Here is an 18,988-nt window from a genome sequence, read left to right on the forward strand (position 1 = left end):
GGGCGGGATGGTGCGGCCGGGGCGCGGCGCGGAAGACGTCCGCGCCCGCCGGCGCCACGATGGCGGCGAAACCACCGTCGCGGGCCACGGCGACGTCGATGCCGTCCGCGGCGGTCGTCGTCGTCTCGGCGAGGCCGGTCGCCGGTGGGGCGTCGGGCGTCGGCGGGGCATACGGCGCCGGTGGGGCGTCGGTGACGATCCACACCTGGGCGTCCGGTCCCACGCCGAGCCGGTCCAGCGGCACGTGGATCACGCGCGCGTCACCGGTGGCGATTCCGCCCAGGAACCACCGGTCGCCGGCGCGGCGGCCGATGACCGCGTGCGTGTCGGGGTCGCCCGCCAGCAACACCGTCTCGTCCCAGACCGGCGCCAGCTCCGCCAGGAACCGGGCCGCGACCGGCCGCGCCGCATAGGCGTCGACGTGATCGGCGAAGTGGGTGATCCCGCATTCGAACGCCACCGAGAGCCCGAGCTCATGGCCGTCACTGGTGGTGCGGCCGGCGGCGCCGAAGGCGACCGGGGTGGCGTCCATCGCCCCGACGATGTTGCGGGTGAACGGCTGGATGACGTTGTGGGCGGCGGTGAGCGCCTGGTTCTCGAAGAAGACGTAGTACTCGGCGCCGCGGATCGCCTCGTACCCGATCACCTGGGGGAACGTGCGCATCCAGCCGCGCGGGATGACCGAGCCATGGAAGTTCACCATGAGGCCGAGCCGCGCGGATTCGGTCAGGATCGTGTCGTACCAGCGATAACGGTCCTTCGACTCCGACTCCATGAAGTCGACCTTGATCCCGGCGACGCCCCAGGAGCGCCACAGCGCCAGCTTGCGCAGGCCCTCAGGGCTGTTGAGATCGCGCCAGATGGTCCACAGGTGCACCTGGATGCCGCGGCGGCTGGCATACGCGACGATCTCCGGTACCCAGGTCTCCTCCCAGCCGCAGTCGATCAGCAGGTGCTCCCAGCCGAGGTCGGCGGCGACATCGACGAAGTGCCGCTGCTTGGCCTGCTGCGCGCCCGAGTAGAAGTCGGACCACCACGACCAGGCCGCGCGACCGGGGCGTACCCAGGTCGCGTCCGCCAACTCGGGCGCGACGGCCGGCGCCAGCTCCTCGACGAACAGCGAGGACACGAGCTCGGCGAGGGTTCCGACGAGGAAGACGCGCCACGGCGTCACGACGCCGCGGGTGACCTCGACGGCGTCGTCGGCCAGGGTGAAGCGCAGCGTCCGGCCGCCTTGCGGCGCCGACCCGTCCGAGCCGCCCGGCGGCTCTGGCTCGCCGGCGCGCACGTGCGCGCCGGCGAAACGGCCGTCGATCCCGGACTCGGTGATCAGGAGATGCGTCGTCCCGTCCAGGCGGGTGAGGAAGGGAAGCCCGTACGCGCCGCTCGCCAGCTCGGCGGTGTCCACGCCGAACCGGGCGGTTTCGTACCAGGTCTGGTAGTCGAGGACCCAGCTTCGCGACCAGGCGGGCAGGGTGACGGCGGTGCGATCCCCCGTCACACGGGTGGTGCCGTCCAGCGCGGGCAGGGCGTAGCGGATCGCCACGCCGTCGCGCCCGACGCGCAGGATGACCTGCCACTCGACACCGCCGGCCGCGCGGAACGTGTGCACGCTCTCGTGGTGTTCGTAGTCGTGGTCGCCGGCGGACTTGCCGGAGCGCAAAGTGAACCGATCGCGAACCGTTCGGTCCGAGACATGCACGAGCTCCGCGTCCGTGCCCAGGTGGATGCCGTCGATCGAGAATCCGAGCGGAACCCGGTCAAGGACCGTCTCGTCGTCGCGGGTCACGGTCAACTGCACGCCCTCGTCCGTGCTACGGATCCAGGCGTTCACTGGGCCGTTCACTGGGCCGTTCACTGGGCCGTTCACTGGGCCCCCGCTCGTCGTTCGGCGGGGGCGTACATCGTTGCTCAACACGTTCTCCATCGGATGCCGTCGGGTTGCTCACGTGGCGATGACCTGCCATCACCAGGGATGTCACAGGTCGCGTCATCCTCGGGCCCACTGAAATTTCTTAGTTGGGAAAGGGACGATTCGGCAATTCGGCGCAGGTCTGGGGCGCAAGCGCCCCAGACCTCTGAGCTCACATCACCACGTCGAGCGAGTCGACCGTCACCCCCGCCCCGGACGCGTCCTTGATCAGAATCGTGTTCACGCCGGCGCTCAGGGGGAGCCCGACGGTGGCGGTGCCGGGGGCGTCGTCGCCGCCCGTCGCGTGCAGCGGGACCGTCACCGGCATGCCGCCGTTGACCGCGACCTTGATCGACGCGGCGGCGGACGACGCATAGTGGATCCGCACCGTCTTGTTGCCGGTGAGGTGGCCCTGGAACGGCACCGAGAGCGAGCCGGCCGCCAGACCGGACACCCCGTTGCCGCCCGAGCATCCCGAGCACACGTCCACGGCCGCGCCGCCCGCGCGCGTGTTCGCCGCGGCCTCGGCCTCGACCGTGCGTGAGATCGTCAGCGCGTCGATGTCCGGCGCATGGGCGCCCGCGTTCATGAACGTGATCGTGTTCGCGCCGGCGTTGAGCGGCACGTCGAGCGACCACTTGCCCACGTGCTCCCAGCCGCCGGAGTCCTTGACGTTCTCCGTCGCGATGGTGGTGCCGTTGACCTGGACCTGGACCGATCGCGGGTCGCCGGAGGTGTAGGTGAAGGTCAGCTTGTGCGGGCCCGCGGTCGCGGTCGTCACGCCATCGAACCGCACCGAGCCGCCGGCCCCGACGTTGCCCACCTTCTGGCCGCCCGAACAGCCCTTGCACGCCTGGATGCCGGCGCCACCGCCCAGGGTGTTCGACGCGCTCTCCGCCTCGTACCGGCTGTCACCGGTGCCGATCATCGCGAGGGGCGTCTTCGAGATGCGTACCGAGACGCCGCCGGTGGCGATCATCGGCAGCGAGAGCGTGGTCGCGCTCGTGACGGTCCGGGTCGACGTGGTGAGCCGGCCCGAGGCGTCGTCAGAGAAGATCGTCGCGGTGTGGTCGCCCGAGCCGAGGAACGACAGCGGGACCGAGGCGGTCCTGGCCGGCGACGTCATCGCGCCGACGAACCAGTCGTCGCCGGACCGGCGCGCGACCGTGATGTGGTCGCCGGGGAACCCTTCGACGACCTTCGTCTCGTCCCACACCGTTGGGATCGCGCGCATCAGGTGACGGCCGGCCCACTGCTCGTAGGCCGCGGCCGAGTCGGCGTAGTTGACCATCGCGGAGGTGAAGACGATCGCCTGCGCCAGGGAGTGACCCTGGGTGAGAATCGACGCGTTCTCCGAGATCATCGTTGGCGTGTAGTCCATCCCGCCGAGCATGTTGCGGATGAAGGGGTACGTCACGTCCTGGCGAGCGGTCGTGGGCGGCGGATACAGGTAGTGCTCGGTGCCGGCGACCGCCTCCGAGGTCACCACCCACGGCCAGGTGCGGTTCTCACCGCTCGGCTTGGTGCTGCCGTGGAAGTTGAGCATCATCTGGTGGTTCGCCGCCGCCTGACCGATCGACTGGTACCAGCTCATCGCCTGCTGCGAGTCGCTGAGGAAGAAGTCCACCTTGAGGCCGTCGATGCCGTAGCCCTTGTGCTCGGCCATCAGGGCCTCGGCGTCGGCGGGTTCGGCGAACGGCTCGGCGGTGACCCAGGCGAACATCTTCACGCCGCGCTGCTTGGCATACGCGGCGATCGCCGGCAGGTCCGTCGTGCGGTTGTAGCAGCAGTCCATGGTCACGTACTCGAAGCCCATGGCCTCGGCGAAGTCGACGTACTCCTTCTGCTTGTCGAGATCGCTCGCGCTGTCCCCGTCGGCGTACCAGGACCACGCGGCGCGTCCCGGGCGGACCCAGGAGGCGTTCACCGACGCCGGGGGGTTGAGGTGCTGCACCAGATCGGAGTTGTAGAGCGTGTTCAGGTTCCCCGCGATGATCGCCGCGCGCCAGGGCGTCTGGAAGGGATACGTCGCCGAGATCGGGAACGCCTGATCCGGCGTCCGCTCGAGGTTCAGCAGCCCGTCGTTCGCCCCGCTGCCTTTCAGCAGGGACGGTACGTAGGAGGCGTTCGAGTTCACCACCTGTGCCTCGGTGATGACCGTGAAGTAGGCGTTGTCGTCGATCGACGCCAGCAGCGGCATCGTGAGCTCGGTGCCGGAATTCAGCTGGGACGCGTTCCGATAGGTGTAGTCCTGCTCGTAGTTCGCGTTCCACGGTGCCGCCCAGCCACCCGTCGTCGTGGGCAGGCGGAATCCGCTGGTCTCATCCGTGATCGACACCGCCCCGCCGCCCGGCAGCCGGTACCGGTAGGCGATGCCGTCGTCGTAGGCGCGAATCACCAGCTCCAGCGTCTGCCCGCTCTTCGCGTACCGCAGGATCAGCTCGTTGGCATGATCGCGATACGATGGCTTGGCTCCCGCCGGCAACGAGTAGGTGGTGTCGGTCGTGGTGCGCGCCTCGCTGACATAGCTCAGTCCGGACCGCAGATCGACCGTCGAGGTGGCGATGCCCAGGGGAGAGTCGCCGAAGACCGATGTGGTGCCGGCGGTCACCGCGAACGTCAGGGCGCCTGCCGTCTGCTCGGTGACGGTGAAGGTGACCTGTCCGTTGGGGGAGCTCACGCTGCGCGTGGTGAGCGCGGACGCGGGGGGCGCTGTGAGCAGGGACACGAGCATCCCGAGCACAGCGACGGCGACTAACACGGCTGAGCGTCGCTCTCTTGTCCTTCGCGACATTTCGCCTCCGGTTGAGCGTGGTGGGCTGGACTTCACTAGACAGACACGCACGGTGAGGCAAAACTATGGGCCCCGCTGAGCGCGGCCGGAATAGTGGAACCGTTGGATCGGCTGGACATTCCGACTGCGTCGGCTAAGTGTCCGACGGCCCCGCTGGAGGTCCGAGGAGCTTCACTGATCGGCCGGGCGCGCCCCGCTCGGGCGCACCCCCAGGTGGGCGCACGAACGTCACCCCGGCCGACAGGCAAGACCGACAAAGCTCAGCAGGTCTAATACGGGCTGTACGGTCCGCTGATCAAGGAACGCACCTGATGAGTGCTGTGATCCAGGCATCGACGGAGATCGGCCTGGAGGGCGCCGGCGTGGCGCGCGAGCCCGCAACCACCGCGAGATCGGCCGCCGAGACGGCGCCATGAGCATGATCCTTCGCCGCGACTACAACGCGTCCATCGAGGATGTGTGGGCGGCGTGCACGGAGCCCGACCGGTTGAGCCGCTGGTTCCTCAAGGTCAGCGGTGACCTGCGGCTCGGCGGCACGTTCGCGCTCGATGGCAACGCCCACGGTGAGATCCTCCGCTGCGAGCGCCCCCACCTGTTCGTGATCACCTGGAAGTACAGCGACTCCCCGACAGCCAGGTCGGCCGGCCTCGTCGCCCAGGAGTGGGTGGCCCTGGCGCGGGCCGAAGGGCTCCCACTGCTGGCGGAGCTGCCGGACCGGACCTGACGGATAGAGATCCTCGGCGAGGCCCCCGGCCGCATCTCTGGCCCGGCTCGCTCACGCTCGGATTGCCCACACACCCATCAAGATCCAGTGCAACGAATCATTATCCCGAATGAGGATCATGGGGGAGTGCACGCGGGAGTTGTCTGACGATAGCCCGTGAGGCTTGCCAGGGCCGTAAGACTTGGCGATACGTGGGTACATCGTGCCAACTCCAGACAACGCCGAACGCCCGAAGGAGCTGGTGTTGTCGGTTGCAGGTGAAGCTGTCGGTGTTCGCGCGTTGTTGTCGGTGCTCGTGTCGGTGTTCAGGTTGAGTTGACGGGCTCCGCCTTCGGTTCGGATCTTGGTGGTGCAGAATGGTCAGCCATAACGGCTTTGCGCGCGCTGGCCGGTGGGATGGACGCGCCTCCCCGGGACGAGGTGTACGAGGTAGGTCCGGTACGTCGCTGAGGGCGGCAGGTTATGCCGCGTCTCGTTTGGATGAGGTGGGTGCGGTGCGGTTCGAGGTGGCATCGCCGGCGCGGGGATTGCCTCCTACAAGGGGCAGCGGAACTTCCCGGTGAGGCGGCGGTCGTCCCCCGTCCGGTGAACTGACCTGGCGGCTCGTCGTGGCCGCGGAGAGGATGCATCCGGACGCGACCGTCCCGGGGCGGCGGGTCTGAACCGAACCTGAAGCCGATCGTAAGTCCCACTGGCCAGCATGAGCCGCATGACGAACCACATGAGCGACTACGCCCCCGTCAACGGCATGCGGATGTACTACGAGATCCACGGCACCGGCGACCCGCTGGTCCTGCTCCACGGCACCTTCTCGGCGATCGGCACCTCGTTCGGCCGGCTCCTGCCGCACCTCGCCAAGACTCGAAAGGTCATCGCCGTCGAGTTCCAGGGGCACGGGCGCACGGCCGACATCGACCGCCCCTTCTCCTCTCAGCTCTTGGCCGACGACGTCGCCGCGCTGCTTGACCACTTCGGCATCGGCACGGCCGACCTGTTCGGCTACAGCCTGGGCTCCAGCGTGGCCTTCCACGTGGCGCTCAAGCGGCCCGACCTCGTCCGCAAGCTGGTCCTCGCCTCATTCTCCTTCTCTGCGGACGGGATGCACCCGGGGCTGTCCGACGGTTTCGAGAGCCTGCGACCGGAACACCTCATCGGGTCGCCCTTCCACGACGAGTACCTCCAACTGGCACCGCGGCCCGCCGACTTCCCCGCGCTGGTCGAGAAGGTGAACGACTTCATGCGCAACCTGCGCAATCCCACCGCGGAGGACGTGCAATCGATCACGGCGCCCACAATGGTCGTCATCGGGGACTCCGACATCATCCGGCCGGAGCACGCCGTGGAGACGTTCCGGCTGCTCGGCGGCGGTGTGGCCGGCGACCAGGTCGGGCTGCCGAAGTCGCGGCTCGCCGTGCTACCCGGCACCACGCACGTCACGCTCGTGCACCGCGCCGACTGGCTCTCCTCCATGATCGACGAGTTCCTCGACGCGTCCTGAGGCGGCGGTGTCCACTCCTCCTTCATGCCGTCGCGTAGTTGGTGATCATGGTAAGTGGTTTGAGGATCGTCAGTTCACCGACAACAACTGGACGACTCCACCAAATCCGTCCGCATGAGCATGTCGGACCGCAGGTCACGCGTGCCCGCTCCGCCAACTTCCATCTGGAAAGGACAGGTGTGGACCGACGAACGCGTCATGGACTGGAACCGCGAGTTGCACAAGCGCCTGGCCGTCGAACAGCAGCGGCGCGGCACCTGTCTCAGCCGGGCCAACACGATCAACGTCTATGCCGCCACGCCGCGGCCGTCGCCGGTGATGGTGTGGACCCCCGCCCACACCTTCGCTTTCCTCGCCAAGGCGGCCACGCACCGGTTGTTCGCGCTGTATCGGCTGATCGCGCTGCGCGGGCTGCGCCGGGGTGAGGCGGTCGGGCTGCGCTGGAGGGACGTCGATCTGAAGGCCGGAACGGCCGGAGTGCACTGGCAGATCACCCAACTGGGCTGGGAGCCGGTGCGGGGCAGGCCGAAGACCGAGGCCAGCGACCGCACCATCGCCCTAGACGACGACACGGTCACCGCGCTGCGCGCCGTCGACTGCTGCGAGCGAGCCGGCAGCACCAGCCAACCCGCGAGCCGGACGAAGATCAGGTAAAGCAACCTCAGTGCTATGAACAGCGATCATGCCCGCCAGAAACTGGAACGCCAAACCCCAGGTCAGCCCCAACGGCCGAGTTTCGGGCACCCACAAGTTCCAGTGAGCACGCGCAGCCAGCGGCATCCATGTCGTTGAAGACCAGCGACTTGATCGTCACCGGCACCGTGCCCGAGGGCTGACGGACGAGCCCGAGGTCGACGTAGTCGAAGTCGCGCAGGAGCAGGCCGTCGAGGATCAGGAGGTCGTTCTCGACCCCCAGCTCGTCGCGCAGGATCCGGCCGAGCGTCCGGGCGATGTCGCCCTCCACCACGAGGTAGAGCCGCTCACCGGCGGCGAGTCGTGACGACAGCCCCTTGACGATGCCTTCGCCGAAAGCGCGAAGCCGGTGATACTCGGGGTCACCGCTCCACGACAGGGCGACGGCGAGATCGCCGTCGCCCTGCGTGAATCGGCCGAGGTGCTCCCTGAGCGCGTCGGCCATGGCTCCGGAGTCGACGGTGTCGCCGAGAACGTACGTGGGCCGCGCCACTGGGAGGTTGCGCCGGGGAAGGGTCCGCTCGGCCGAATCGAGGTGACTGGTGATGCCGCTGAGCTGCACGGTGTACTGCGAGGCGCCGAGCACCGTCGCGCGGATGCGTTCGGCAGCGGGTAGCACGGGCGCGGGGAGGAGCCCGCCTTCCGCGCTGCGTCGCAGCTCACCGCCGAGTCGACGGCCGAGGTCGCCGAAGTCGGCGGTCTGGGTGCCGTAGACGTACTCGGCCACGCCGCCCGAGAAGACGATGCCGTCGAGCCGCTCCGGGATGCTGAGCGGCTCCGTGAGCCACAGTCCCTCCGTCGCCTCGGTGTGCTGCCCGTTGAGAACTTCCAGCAGCTCACCTGCCATGAGCGTGGCCACGTCATCGAGCTGGTCGTCGGTCACCGGTGAGCTGAGCGCCAGGTCGTGCCCGGCCCGCAGAGCGTGTCGGCGGCCGCCGGGCTCGATCCGGGTGACCACGCCGTCGGTGACCGCGATGAGACGGCCGCCGACGTGGAACGCCGCCGTCTCGACGACCCGCCCGTCCTCCACCAGGGCAAGTTTGGTGGTGCCACCGCCGATGTCGATGTTGAGCAGGCGGCCGTGCTCCCGGCTCGACGCCCTGACGGCACCTGAGCCGTAGGCGGCGAGCATGGCTTCCATGTGATGACCGGCCATCGCGCAGACCAGGTCGCCCGCACGCTCGCTGACCACCTCGGCGATCGCCTCGGAGTTGCGGCGGCGGAGCGCCTCGCCGGTGAGGATGACCGCACCGGTGTCGATCATCTCGGGCGTGACCCGCGCCTCGGCGTAGGCCTCGTCGAGGAGCACGCCGAGGCGGGCCGCGTCGATCTCCAGGTCCGCGCCGAACGGCGTCAAGTGGACCGGCGACTCGTAGAGCGACTCGCGCCGGACCACGATGTACCGGCTGGTGAGGTCCTCGCTCAGCCGCCGGAGATGGAGCCGCGAGAACGCGAGCTGGGTGCCTGAGGAGCCGATGTCCACGCCGACGCTGTGCAGCGTGACGTTGTCCTGCCGCCAGATCGGGTTCTCGTCCAGCGGGACGTCGGGCTCGTCGTCGTGGTCGTGGTCATGGTCGCGCCCAGCGCCGTCGACGTAATCATGGTGCCCGTGCCCGTGCCCGGTGCTCATGCGGTGGCGGTGCTCTCGCCCGGCATCGGCGGCAGGTCCTCGAGCTCGGCCGCGTAGGCGGCGTCCATCTGGGGGGTCAGCCCCTTCTGGGCGAGCGCCTTGGCGAAGGTGTCGCGGACGATGGGGGATTCATCGGCGTAGTCGATCTGATCGCCGCCGATCCGCCGGCTGATCCAGGCCTTCGGCACGCCCTGGGCGTTGCGGATCGAGACCACCTCGTGCTTGAACGCCAGGTACCGGGCAGGACTGTCGCCGGTGTTGAAGTGCTGGTGGAACCACATGTTGGGTGGGACGATGAGCGCGCCCGGCTTCCAGTCGTAGCGCTTCGGCTCCTCGCCCTCGGGCCACATCAGGCTGAAGCCCTCACCGCTCATGATGATGACGTGCGCGCCCGGGCCGTGGCGGTGACCCTTCTTGTACGTCGCGATGGGGAACTGCGAGATGTGGCTGTTCATGGAGCCCTTGGCCATCATGAAGCGGATGTGGCCTCCGCCCGCACCGCGCTCCTTGGCGTGGATGAGCGGGAGGTTCACAGCGTCGGCGACGAAGTTCGTCTTGAGGAGCAGGCCCTCGACCTCGTCCTTGTCGGCGAAGTAGTCGGGCTCGCCGTTGAAACGGCCGACGAAGTCGTGTGCGGTGTCGAAGACGAACTCCGGCTCGTCGTACATGTTCAGCACCGGCGGCATGTTCGTCGAGGAGACGAAGCGGGCGGCGGTGGCCCCCGAGCCGTTGAAGTGCTGGTGCCAGGTGTTGAGCGGAATCGCGAAGAGGGAGCCCGGGCCCCACTCGAAGGTGACCTTCTTGCCGACGTCGTTCCAAACGCTGGTCGAGCCGTTGCCGGAGAGCACCATGATCATCTCTTCGAAGAGCTGGCGCTGCGGGGCCAGCTTGCCGCCGGCGGGGATCTCGCACACATAGCAGTCGTTGGACGTGCGGGAGGCTTCGTGGTTGATGAAGACACCGCGCCCGCCGCGGCGATCCCAGGGTTTCAGCTCGACCGTGTTGAGGTCAGGGATGTAGTGGGCGGAGATGATGTCCAGACCCTCGTTGCGGACCCATGAGGCGTACGGGGTGTTCTTCTCGCGGGCGAAGTTCTTCGCCATGCTGTCCGAAACGTTCGCATCTTTTGTCACTGAAACCTCCACCTTTCATCTGGTACAACGGTAAGACCAATGTCTGCGTGACGTCAACAAACGCCCCCGATCGAACGGGCAGGTGCGAGCGCCGTGGGCATCGCCGTCTGGGTGCGCCTGCACAGGCGTTGCCCGTCGGGCCGCTTGGCGCACGCGCCGCGCAGGTTACCGCTCCGAGGTGCAAAGGACATACCATCAGACCTGATGTTAGCTACAACCTGCATGGGGTGCCCGGCAACGTCTGCCCCACGATGGCCTTGAGGAGTGCGCAAATGGGGACAACGAGATCCGGGAGCAGCGCCGACCCGTCGGAACTCTTCAGCCGTGTCAACGTCGACCGTGTCTCGCAGGTCATCGTCGACCAGATCAAGCATCTCATCCGTGACGGGCGGCTGAGCTCTGGCGATCGCCTGCCTAGCGAACGCGAGTTGTGTCAGCGTTTCGGCGTCAGCCGGGTGACCGTGCGTGAGGCCCTGCGCGTGCTGGAGGCCAGCGGGCTCGTCACGATCAAAGTCGGTTCGCACGGCGGCGCCTTCCTGACCTCACCTTCGGCGGAGCGCCTCGGTGCCGGACTCGCCGACCTCATCTCGCTGACGCCCCAGACGGCGGCGAACGTCACCGAGGCGCGCATCATCGTGGAACTGGGCATCCTTCCCCTGGTCGTCGAACGAGCGACCGAGGAGGACATCGCTGATCTGCTCACCATGGTCGAGGAGAGCCGGCAGGCCGTCGAGAAGGGCGAATATGCGATCGAGATGTCGGCCGCGTTCCACACCCGGGTGGCGGCGTGCACGCACAACCCCGCCATCGAGATGCTGGTCCAGAGCTTCCACGGTCCCCTGCTGATGTCATTGCAGGAGTCGCACGTCGACGCGCCGATGGGACACCAAGGGACCGACGAGCACCGGGCGCTCACCTACGCCATCAAGGATCGCGACCAGGCGGCGGCTCGCGAGGTGATGACCAGCCACCTCGAGCGAACGGCTCGCCGTGTGCGGCGCGACGGGTGACCAGCCCGCGAGTACGTCGAAACGGGGCCGGCACCGGCGGCCGTTGGTAATCATGAGAGGACGGGGCAATGACGGAGGTCGTCCAGCCGACCGATCGCATTGACGAGCAGGCTCGTAAGACCATCGTCATCCTGCACTCCCTGACCGATCATCGACGGATGCCGCCGATGGAGCGGCTCGGGGCGTCGCTGGCAGCCCACACTGACTTCTTGCTGGTCGCGAGCTACAACCCGGGCTACCAGGCCGTCGGCACCCGACTCGAGCCGCCCCACTACGCGCCGTCCCCGATCCCAAGCGGATCGTCGACCTGAACGTACGCCGACGAGACCGGCCCGGCGGAGTCCTCTACCGAGTACTCGCATGCCGCTTGAACTGCATGGATGGGATTTTCGGCAGGGACGCAGGCTGCGGCCGGCGGACCTCACGATCGACTGACCGGAGGTCACTCCTCGCGCAAGGCGCGCACCTTCCGCAACCACGGTAACACCGCGAGGGCTGCGAGCCCTGCCGGGATCCCGGCCAGCAGGAGTCCGGCGCGTGCTCCCCACTGCTCGCACACCCACCCCGTGAGCGGGGCTCCCAGAGGAGTGCTGCCGAGAAATACCAGGCTGTGCAGGGCGATCACCCGCCCCTGCATCGTAGGATCCGCCCTGATCTGCAACAGCGTGCGGGCGAGCGTGTTGAAGCAGATGTTCGCGATACCGAGGGCGACGACCGCCGCCATCGCCAGGCCGAGTGCGGGAGCGGCCGCGACGGCGACGTTCACGCCGGCGAAGGCGAACGTCCACAACAGCAGGGACCACGCGGTGGCGTCCACGCGCGCGGCGCTCGCGAGGGCACCGAGCACCGCGCCCACTCCGAGGGCGGAGGTGAGCCAGCCGTAGATCTCGGCGCCTCCGCCGAAGGTCTCGCGGGCGAGCAGAGGGAACACAACCCGAAAGTTCTGGCCGAGCAGCGCGACCACGGCCACGAGAAACAGGCACGCGCGTAGCTCCGGGTGCTCCCATACATATCGCAGGCTCTGCCTGGCCTGGCCCTTGGCTCGGGGAAGAGCCGGAACCCGGTGTAGCTCCCGGGGATTCATGCGCGCGAGCCCGAGCAGGACCGCCACGAACGACAGCGCGTTGACCGCGAACGCCGCTCCGACGTCGACGGTCGCGATCAGGACTCCGGCGATCGCCGGGCCGACGAGGCGGCCGGCGTTGTGCACCGCCGAGTTCAGGGCCTGCGCGTTCACATAGTTCTCCGGGCTGACCATCTCGGTGACGAAGGCCTGCCGCGCGGGCACGTCGAGGACGGTGACCAGGCCGAGTCCGAGGGCGAGCGCGTAGACCATCCAGAGCTGCACCAGGTTGCCCAGCACGAGCACCGCGAGGGCGGCCGCGAGGATGGCGCTGGCCGCCTGCGTCGCCATGATCGTGCGGCGCCGGTCGAGCCGGTCGACGAGGACACCTCCCCACAGGCCGAACATGAGGGTGGGCAGGAACTGCAGCGCGGTCGAGATGCCGAGCGCGACGGGCGAGTCCGTCAGTTCGAGCACGAGCCAGTCCTGTGCCACCCGCTGCATCCAGGTTCCGATCACGCTCACCGCGTGACCGGTGAAGAAGCGTCGGTAGTTGGGCACGGTGAGCGACCGGAAGACACGCCGGTGCGCGGTGCGGACGCGGGCGAGGAACGTGTCATCTGCCGAACCCATGGCAACCCCTTCCCTGGATCAGGCTAATGGTATTACCTTAGATCCTCAACGAAGAGATTTGGGGTAATTGTTATGACGTGCCCCTGACCGGCCGTGAAGGGATATTCCAGTCTCACGGCCCTCGCAGACGCGGGTCGCCTGACAACGAAGGGCCTGGCCGGCGCAGTCGCGCCGGCCAGGGGTCGACACGGCGTCCCGCTCGTCTGAGCGGCCCGCGCGATCTCAACATGTGAGAGACGGCCGGACCTCTATCAAGGAAACCGCTCCGGGGCTTGTCCACCGTGTAACGGTCCGGTAAAAGTATGGCTAAAGGGTTAGACCTTTAGTCCGACCGGGGTGTGTACTCGGGTAATTCGCTCAAAGGAGGCAAAAATGTGCGATGACCATCTGGCTGGAGCTCTCGCCGGCGAGACGGGGAACTGGGACGGGCCGGAGATCGCCGCACGTGATCCGTGGCGCCAGCACTGCAACCTGGGCCACATCGAGACGGGCGTCATCTGAGCACTATTTCTCGCGGGGGGGAACAAAGTGCACCATCGCCGGGCCGGTGCTCGCACCGCCCAGTCGAGCTCGCGGGAGAGCATCCATGCATCACCAGAAATTCTTCGGATCGGTGGCGGTGGCCGCCGCTGTTCTCCTCCTAGGAGCCTGTGGCGCCTCGCCGACAGCCGGAGGGCCCATGCCGGCCGACGGGGCCGACAAGTCCAGCGCGAGGGCCCAGGAGGTTTACGACCGCGTCAACGGGCTCACCGGTGACGAACGGACCAAGGCCCTCGTCGACCTCGCAAAGCAAGAGGGCACGCTCACGATCTACACCTCGAACACCGACCTGGACAAGGTCATCAAGGGATTCGAGAAGACCTACCCGATCGAGGTGAAGGTCTACCGCGGGAACTCGGAGTCGGTGCTTCAGCGCGTGGTGCAAGAGCAGCAGGCGCACTACGCCGGCAGCGACCTCATCGAGACGAACGCCGGCGAGCTCAACGTCATGGCCGACCAGAACATGCTCTACCCGTACGAAGGCGCGCTGCGCGACGCCGTACGCAAGGAGGGCCAGGCGAACGGCTGGACCGCGACCCGGTTCAACGTGTTCGTGGTCGGGTGGAACACCACCAAGGTGAAGCCCGGCGAGGAGCCGAAGACGTTCGAGGAGCTTGCCGACCCGAAGTGGAAGGGACTCGTCTCCCTGGAGGTCGGCGACGTCGACTGGTTCGCCGCCATGTACAAGCACTACCTCGACCAGGGCAAGACCGACGCCGAGATCCGCGACCTGTTCGACCGGGTCGTCGCCAACGCGAAGATCGCCAAGGGGCACACGGCGCAGGGTGAGCTGCTCTCGGCCGGACAGTTCGCGGTGACCGCCTCCTCCTACAGCCACACGATCGACAAGGCCGCCGACCAGGGCGCCCCGGTGAGCTGGCATCCGGCCTCGGGGACTCCGGTGCAGCCCATCGTGATACGGCCCAACGGCGTGGCGCTGATGAAGACGGCGCCACACCCGGCGGCGGCGATGCTGTTCGTCGACTACGAGCTCGGTGAGGGACAGAAGATCCTGCACGAGTCCTTCCGGGTCGGCTCGATCCCCACGGCGAACGATCCTCTGGCCGGACTCACGACGATTTCCGTGCCCGAGAAGGAAATGCTCGACAACCCCAAGAAATGGGACGCGCTCTACGAAGAGATCGTCCAGTCAGGCCGGGAGAACCAGTGAACACCGCACCCCTCTCAGGCCGCCGTAGCGGCAGGCCCGTGAAGCACGTGTTGGCCTCAGCGTCCGCACTCGTGCTCCTGCTCTCAGGCTGCGGAGGCTCGCCCACAGCAACCGCACCACAAGCCACGACCGGCGGCGGGCCCACCGCGGCGGAGAAGCTCTACGCCGAGGTCAACGGGATGACCGGTCAGCAGCGGCGCGACAAGCTGGCCTCGCTCGCCGAGAAGGAAGGCACGCTCGACCTCTACACGTCCATGACGAGCGATGTGGCCGACGCGGTCCTGAAGGCGTTCGAGGGACAGTTCAACGTCAAGGTGAACCTGTACCGCGCTGGGTCGGAGACGGTGCTCCAGCGGGTCGTGCAGGAGCAGAAGGCCGGCTACCAGGGCAACGACGTGGTGGAGACCAACGCGACCGAGCTGTTCGACCTGAACAGCGAGGGCGTTCTCGCCGATTACGACGGTGAGCGGCGCCGCATGGTCCCGGAGGTCGGTCGGCAGCAAGGATGGACGGCGACGCGGCTGAACCTGTTCGCGCCGAGCTGGAACACCGGGCTTGTCACCCCGGAGCAGGCGCCGAAGACCTGGGAGGATCTTGCCGACCCCAAGTGGGACGGCAAGCTGGCCTTGGAGATCAGCGACTCCGACTGGTACCTGACTCTCTACAAGTACTGGGAGAAGCAGGGCAAGTCCGACGACGAGATCAACAAGATCTTCGAGGGGATGGCCAGCGGCGCGAAGATCGTCAAGGGCCACACCGTGCAGGGCCAGTTGCTGTCCGCCGGCCAGTTCTCGGTCGCCGCCTCCAACTACTCCTACATCGTCGAGCAGGCCAAGGCCAAGGGCGCGCCCGTCGACTACCTGCCCTTCGTCCAGCCGGTCATCGCCCGGCCCAACGGCGTCGGGCTGATGAAGACGGCCAAACACCCCGCCACGGCGATGTTGTTCACGGACTGGCTGCTCCAGGAGGGCCAGGCGCTTCTGGTGAAGCAGGGGCTCACCCCGGCCATCGTGGAGGGAGACGACCCCCTCAAGGATGTGGAGATCATCCCGATCGACGTCGAAGAGCTGACGAAGAACGGCGATGAGTGGAACAAGCGATATGACCAGGTCATCTCCAACGGTGAGCAGGTCGACGGAAATTGAGTCACCAATCGCGCGGCGGCACCGGTATCGGTGGTGCCGCCGCGCTTGTGATCATCGCAGACTGGTTCAGAAAGAGGTGAGGGCATGACCACGGCATCTCCCGCCGTCCCTGCCCGCAGGGGAGCCACGCTCGGATGGCTGCGCCGGTTGGGGACCCCTAAAATAATCGTCATTGTCGCGGTGGCCGGCTTGATCGGCTATCTCGCGCTCGTGCCCCTTTACTACCTGATCTGGGGCACTTTCTTCGACGCCGGCGGCTTCACCCTCGGCGGCTTCGCCCGCGCATACGGTGACTCGCGCGTCGGCGACATGATTGGCAACTCACTGTGGTTCGCGGTGGGATCGGCCGTGCTGTCGCTGTGCGTCGGCACCGCGCTCGCCTACCTCAACGTGCGGACGGATGTCCCGTTCAAGGGGCTTTTCTTCGCGGCCTCGATCATTCCGTTGATCATCCCGGGGATTCTGTACACCATCGCGTGGATCTTCCTGGCAAGCCCGGACATCGGCCTGCTCAACAAGGTGATCGAACCGATCTTCGGCCCGGGGTTCTTCGACATCTTCACCGTGTGGGGAATGGTCTGGGTCGAGGGCCTGCACCTTTCTCCCATCGTGTTCCTCCTCATGGTCGCCGCCTTCCGGTCGATGGACCCCTCGCTCGAGGAGTCGGCCCTGATGTCCGGGGCCAGCAGGTGGCAGGTCTTCCGCAGGATCACCGCGCCGCTGACGCGCCCGGCGATCGTCGCCGCCGTGCTCATCATGGTCGTGCGCAGCCTGGAGAGCTTCGAGGTGCCCGCCCTGCTCGGCCTGCAGAACGGGATCTACGTCTTCACCAGTCGCATCTACTTCGTCCTGCGCTCCTACCCGCCGGACCTCGCCGCGGCCGGCGCGCTGGCGGTGGGCCTTCTGGTGCTCGCGTTGATCGGCGTCGCGATCTCCAACTTCGTCGGCAGGTCGGGCAAGACCTACCAGACCGTGACAGGTAAGGGGTTCCGTCCTCGTCCGATGGAGCTCGGCAAGTGGCGGCCGGTCATGGGCGGCGTCATCGTGGTGTACTTCTTCTTCACCGTCGTCGGGCCGCTGCTCGTGCTGCTCTACACGTCCCTTCTGAAGTTCTACCAGGCGCCGTCGGCCGCCGCCTTCGCGTCGATGTCGCTGGACAACTATCGCCAGCTCTTCAACATCTCCGACGCGATGACGGCACTGAAGAACTCCCTCGTGCTCGGCCTGGGGTCGGCAACGCTCGTCATGACCCTGATGGCGGTCGGCGCCTGGATCGTCGTGCGTTCGCGCATTCCCGGGCGGCAACTCGTGGACCACTTCTCGTTCGTCCCGCTCGTGATCCCCGGTCTGGTACTCGGGCTCGCGCTCTCGTTCGTCTACCTGCGCAGCCCTGTCCCGATCTACGGCACGATCTTCATCCTGTTGATCGCCTACGTCACCCGCTACATGCCGTACGGCATGCGCTACGCGGTCACGTCGATGCACCAGATCTCGGCCGAGCTGGAGGAGTCGGCACAGGTGAGCGGAGCGAGCTGGTGGCAGACGTTCCGCAGGGTGCTCCTGCCGCTCCTTTCGCCCGGCCTCCTGGCCGGTTGGATTTACATCCTCGTCGTCTCGTTCCGCGAACTGTCGAGCTCCATCCTGCTCTACAGCCCCGGCAACGAGGTCCTTTCCATTCTCATCTTCGAGCAGTACGAGAACGGCCAGTTCACCGTCCTGGCAGCACTCGGTGTCGTCATGGTGCTCACCCTTGCCGTGCTCGTTGTCATCGCCTACAAGCTCGGCGCCAAAGTCGGGCTCCGGCAGGACTGAACAACGGGCTCTTATCAGGAGGACAGATGCTCCGCATCAACAACCTCGTCAAGACCTTCGACGGAGAGCGCCGCCGCCGGCGTGACTCGCGCGCATCCTCGGCACAGGAAGCCCGGGTGTTCGCGGTCAACGACGTCAGCTTCAACGTCGAGAACGGTCAGCTGTTCACCTTGCTCGGACCCTCGGGCTGTGGCAAGACGACGACGCTGCGCTCGATCGCCGGGCTGGAACGCCCTGACTCGGGAACCATCGAAGTCGGTGGTCGCGTTCTCTTCTCCACCGACGAGGGGAAGAAATCGGTGAACGTCCCCGCGAACGAGCGGGGACTGGGCATGGTCTTCCAGTCCTATGCCATCTGGCCGCACATGTCGGTCTTCGACAACGTCGCCTTCCCTCTGCAGGTGCGCAGGCGGGGCGACCGGCTGGGCCGCAAGGAGATCTCCGAGCGGGTGATGCGCGTGCTCGAGACCATGGAGCTCTCCCACCTGGCTGACCGCCAGGCCACCAAACTGTCCGGCGGCCAGCAGCAACGGCTCGCCCTGGCCCGGGCACTCGTCATCGAACCCCCGCTCCTGCTGCTCGACGAACCGCTGTCCAACCTCGACGCGAAACTGCGGGAGTCATTGCGCTACGAGCTGAAGAGAGTGCAGCGCGAGCTCGGCATCACCTCGGTGTACGTGACGCATGACCAGGTCGAGGCCCTGGCCCTCAGCAACGCGATCGCGGTGATGCAGGACGGCAACATCGTCCAGCTCGGCCGTCCCCGCGAGATCTACGAGAACCCCAACTGCAGGTTCGTCGCCGAGTTCATCGGTACGTCGAACTTCCTGTCCGGCAACGTGGTGGCCAAGGATGGCGATCGATACACCGTCAACACCATCGACGGGCAGCTCGCACTCGACTCGGCCATGAACCTTCCCATAGGCACGGACGTGATCGTGTCCGTGAGGCCGGAAGCGGTGGAGGTCAGCACCACCTCACGGGCGGGCGAGGTGCCCAACGAGTGGAAGGGTACGGTCCTGACCCGTGCCTACCTCGGGGAAAGCCTCGACCACGTGGTGGATGTCGGCAAGCACGAGATGCGGACCCGTGGGAACCCCTCGACGTCGATAGAACCCGGGACCGAGGTCTATCTGCGGATGGATCCCGCCAAGCTCGTGCTCGTCCCCATTGACTGACCGTACGTCCGATAGTGAATCGCCGGGCTCGGCAGTGTCCGGGCCCTGGCGT

At 67.2% G+C, this 18,988-nt stretch carries 15 protein-coding genes; 10 read left to right on the top strand and 5 right to left on the bottom strand.

Features of this window, described 5'->3' with window-relative positions; genetic code table 11:
- On the bottom strand, nucleotides 1-1,834 hold a 1,834-nt coding region (locus ITP53_RS06815), incomplete at its 3' end, for a glycoside hydrolase family 97 catalytic domain-containing protein (protein ID WP_195894441.1).
- Between the two features lie 250 nt (nucleotides 1,835-2,084).
- On the bottom strand, nucleotides 2,085-4,592 hold the full coding sequence (locus tag ITP53_RS06820; protein WP_195894442.1) for a glycoside hydrolase family 97 catalytic domain-containing protein: 2,508 nt from the start codon (nucleotides 4,590-4,592) through the stop codon (nucleotides 2,085-2,087).
- A 526-nt stretch (nucleotides 4,593-5,118) separates the two neighbouring features.
- Here ITP53_RS06820 and ITP53_RS06825 point away from each other — a divergent pair.
- From ITP53_RS06825 to ITP53_RS06835, 3 genes are all read left to right on the top strand, one after another.
- On the top strand, nucleotides 5,119-5,430 hold the full coding sequence (locus ITP53_RS06825; protein ID WP_195894443.1) for an SRPBCC domain-containing protein: 312 nt from the start codon (nucleotides 5,119-5,121) through the stop codon (nucleotides 5,428-5,430).
- 709 nt (nucleotides 5,431-6,139) lie between these two features.
- Nucleotides 6,140-6,928 carry an alpha/beta fold hydrolase gene (locus ITP53_RS06830; RefSeq protein ID WP_207755605.1) on the top strand — a complete coding sequence of 263 codons (789 nt, stop codon included), beginning with the start codon at nucleotides 6,140-6,142 and terminating at the stop codon, nucleotides 6,926-6,928.
- A 177-nt stretch (nucleotides 6,929-7,105) separates the two neighbouring features.
- On the top strand, nucleotides 7,106-7,582 hold the full coding sequence (locus ITP53_RS06835; protein WP_195894444.1) for a site-specific integrase: 477 nt from the start codon (nucleotides 7,106-7,108) through the stop codon (nucleotides 7,580-7,582).
- A 13-nt stretch (nucleotides 7,583-7,595) separates the two neighbouring features.
- Here the strand turns inward: ITP53_RS06835 and ITP53_RS06840 are convergent, their stop codons facing one another.
- Nucleotides 7,596-9,251 (bottom strand): ethanolamine ammonia-lyase reactivating factor EutA, encoded by a 1,656-nt coding sequence (locus ITP53_RS06840; protein WP_195894445.1) that lies wholly within the window; start codon nucleotides 9,249-9,251, stop codon nucleotides 7,596-7,598.
- Nucleotides 9,248-10,354, bottom strand: a complete 1,107-nt coding sequence (locus tag ITP53_RS06845) for a cupin domain-containing protein (protein ID WP_207755606.1) — start codon at nucleotides 10,352-10,354, stop codon at nucleotides 9,248-9,250. The genes ITP53_RS06840 and ITP53_RS06845 overlap by 4 nt, the downstream gene beginning before the upstream one ends.
- A 302-nt stretch (nucleotides 10,355-10,656) precedes the next feature.
- Between ITP53_RS06845 and ITP53_RS06850 the strand changes: the two genes are divergently transcribed.
- Both ITP53_RS06850 and ITP53_RS06855 read left to right on the top strand, forming a co-directional pair.
- The gene (locus tag ITP53_RS06850; RefSeq protein ID WP_195894447.1) at nucleotides 10,657-11,394 is read left to right on the top strand and encodes a FadR/GntR family transcriptional regulator; all 738 of its coding nucleotides are present in this window, start codon (nucleotides 10,657-10,659) and stop codon (nucleotides 11,392-11,394) included.
- A gap of 68 nt (nucleotides 11,395-11,462) precedes the next feature.
- Nucleotides 11,463-11,705 (top strand): AAA family ATPase, encoded by a 243-nt coding sequence (locus tag ITP53_RS06855; RefSeq protein ID WP_195894448.1) that lies wholly within the window; start codon nucleotides 11,463-11,465, stop codon nucleotides 11,703-11,705.
- Nucleotides 11,706-11,836: 131 nt separating this feature from the next.
- Here the strand turns inward: ITP53_RS06855 and ITP53_RS06860 are convergent, their stop codons facing one another.
- The gene (locus ITP53_RS06860; RefSeq protein ID WP_195894449.1) at nucleotides 11,837-13,090 is read right to left on the bottom strand and encodes an MFS transporter; all 1,254 of its coding nucleotides are present in this window, start codon (nucleotides 13,088-13,090) and stop codon (nucleotides 11,837-11,839) included.
- Nucleotides 13,091-13,462: 372 nt separating this feature from the next.
- Between ITP53_RS06860 and ITP53_RS59090 the strand changes: the two genes are divergently transcribed.
- From ITP53_RS59090 to ITP53_RS06880, 5 genes are all read left to right on the top strand, one after another.
- Nucleotides 13,463-13,591, top strand: coding sequence for a hypothetical protein (locus tag ITP53_RS59090; RefSeq protein WP_268960956.1), 129 nt, complete (start codon nucleotides 13,463-13,465; stop codon nucleotides 13,589-13,591).
- Nucleotides 13,592-13,769: 178 nt separating this feature from the next.
- Nucleotides 13,770-14,801 (top strand): ABC transporter substrate-binding protein, encoded by a 1,032-nt coding sequence (locus ITP53_RS06865; protein ID WP_195894450.1) that lies wholly within the window; start codon nucleotides 13,770-13,772, stop codon nucleotides 14,799-14,801.
- A gap of 71 nt (nucleotides 14,802-14,872) precedes the next feature.
- Nucleotides 14,873-15,946 carry an ABC transporter substrate-binding protein gene (locus ITP53_RS06870; protein WP_195894451.1) on the top strand — a complete coding sequence of 358 codons (1,074 nt, stop codon included), beginning with the start codon at nucleotides 14,873-14,875 and terminating at the stop codon, nucleotides 15,944-15,946.
- A gap of 84 nt (nucleotides 15,947-16,030) precedes the next feature.
- Complete coding sequence (locus ITP53_RS06875) at nucleotides 16,031-17,758, top strand: ABC transporter permease (RefSeq protein ID WP_195894452.1); 1,728 nt, start codon at nucleotides 16,031-16,033, stop codon at nucleotides 17,756-17,758.
- 26 nt (nucleotides 17,759-17,784) lie between these two features.
- Nucleotides 17,785-18,936, top strand: coding sequence for an ABC transporter ATP-binding protein (locus ITP53_RS06880; RefSeq protein ID WP_195894453.1), 1,152 nt, complete (start codon nucleotides 17,785-17,787; stop codon nucleotides 18,934-18,936).
- Nucleotides 18,937-18,988: the final 52 nt, after the last annotated feature.

Origin of the sequence: Nonomuraea cypriaca (assembly GCF_015645445.1) — a bacterium.
Taxonomy (GTDB): domain Bacteria; phylum Actinomycetota; class Actinomycetes; order Streptosporangiales; family Streptosporangiaceae; genus Nonomuraea; species Nonomuraea cypriaca.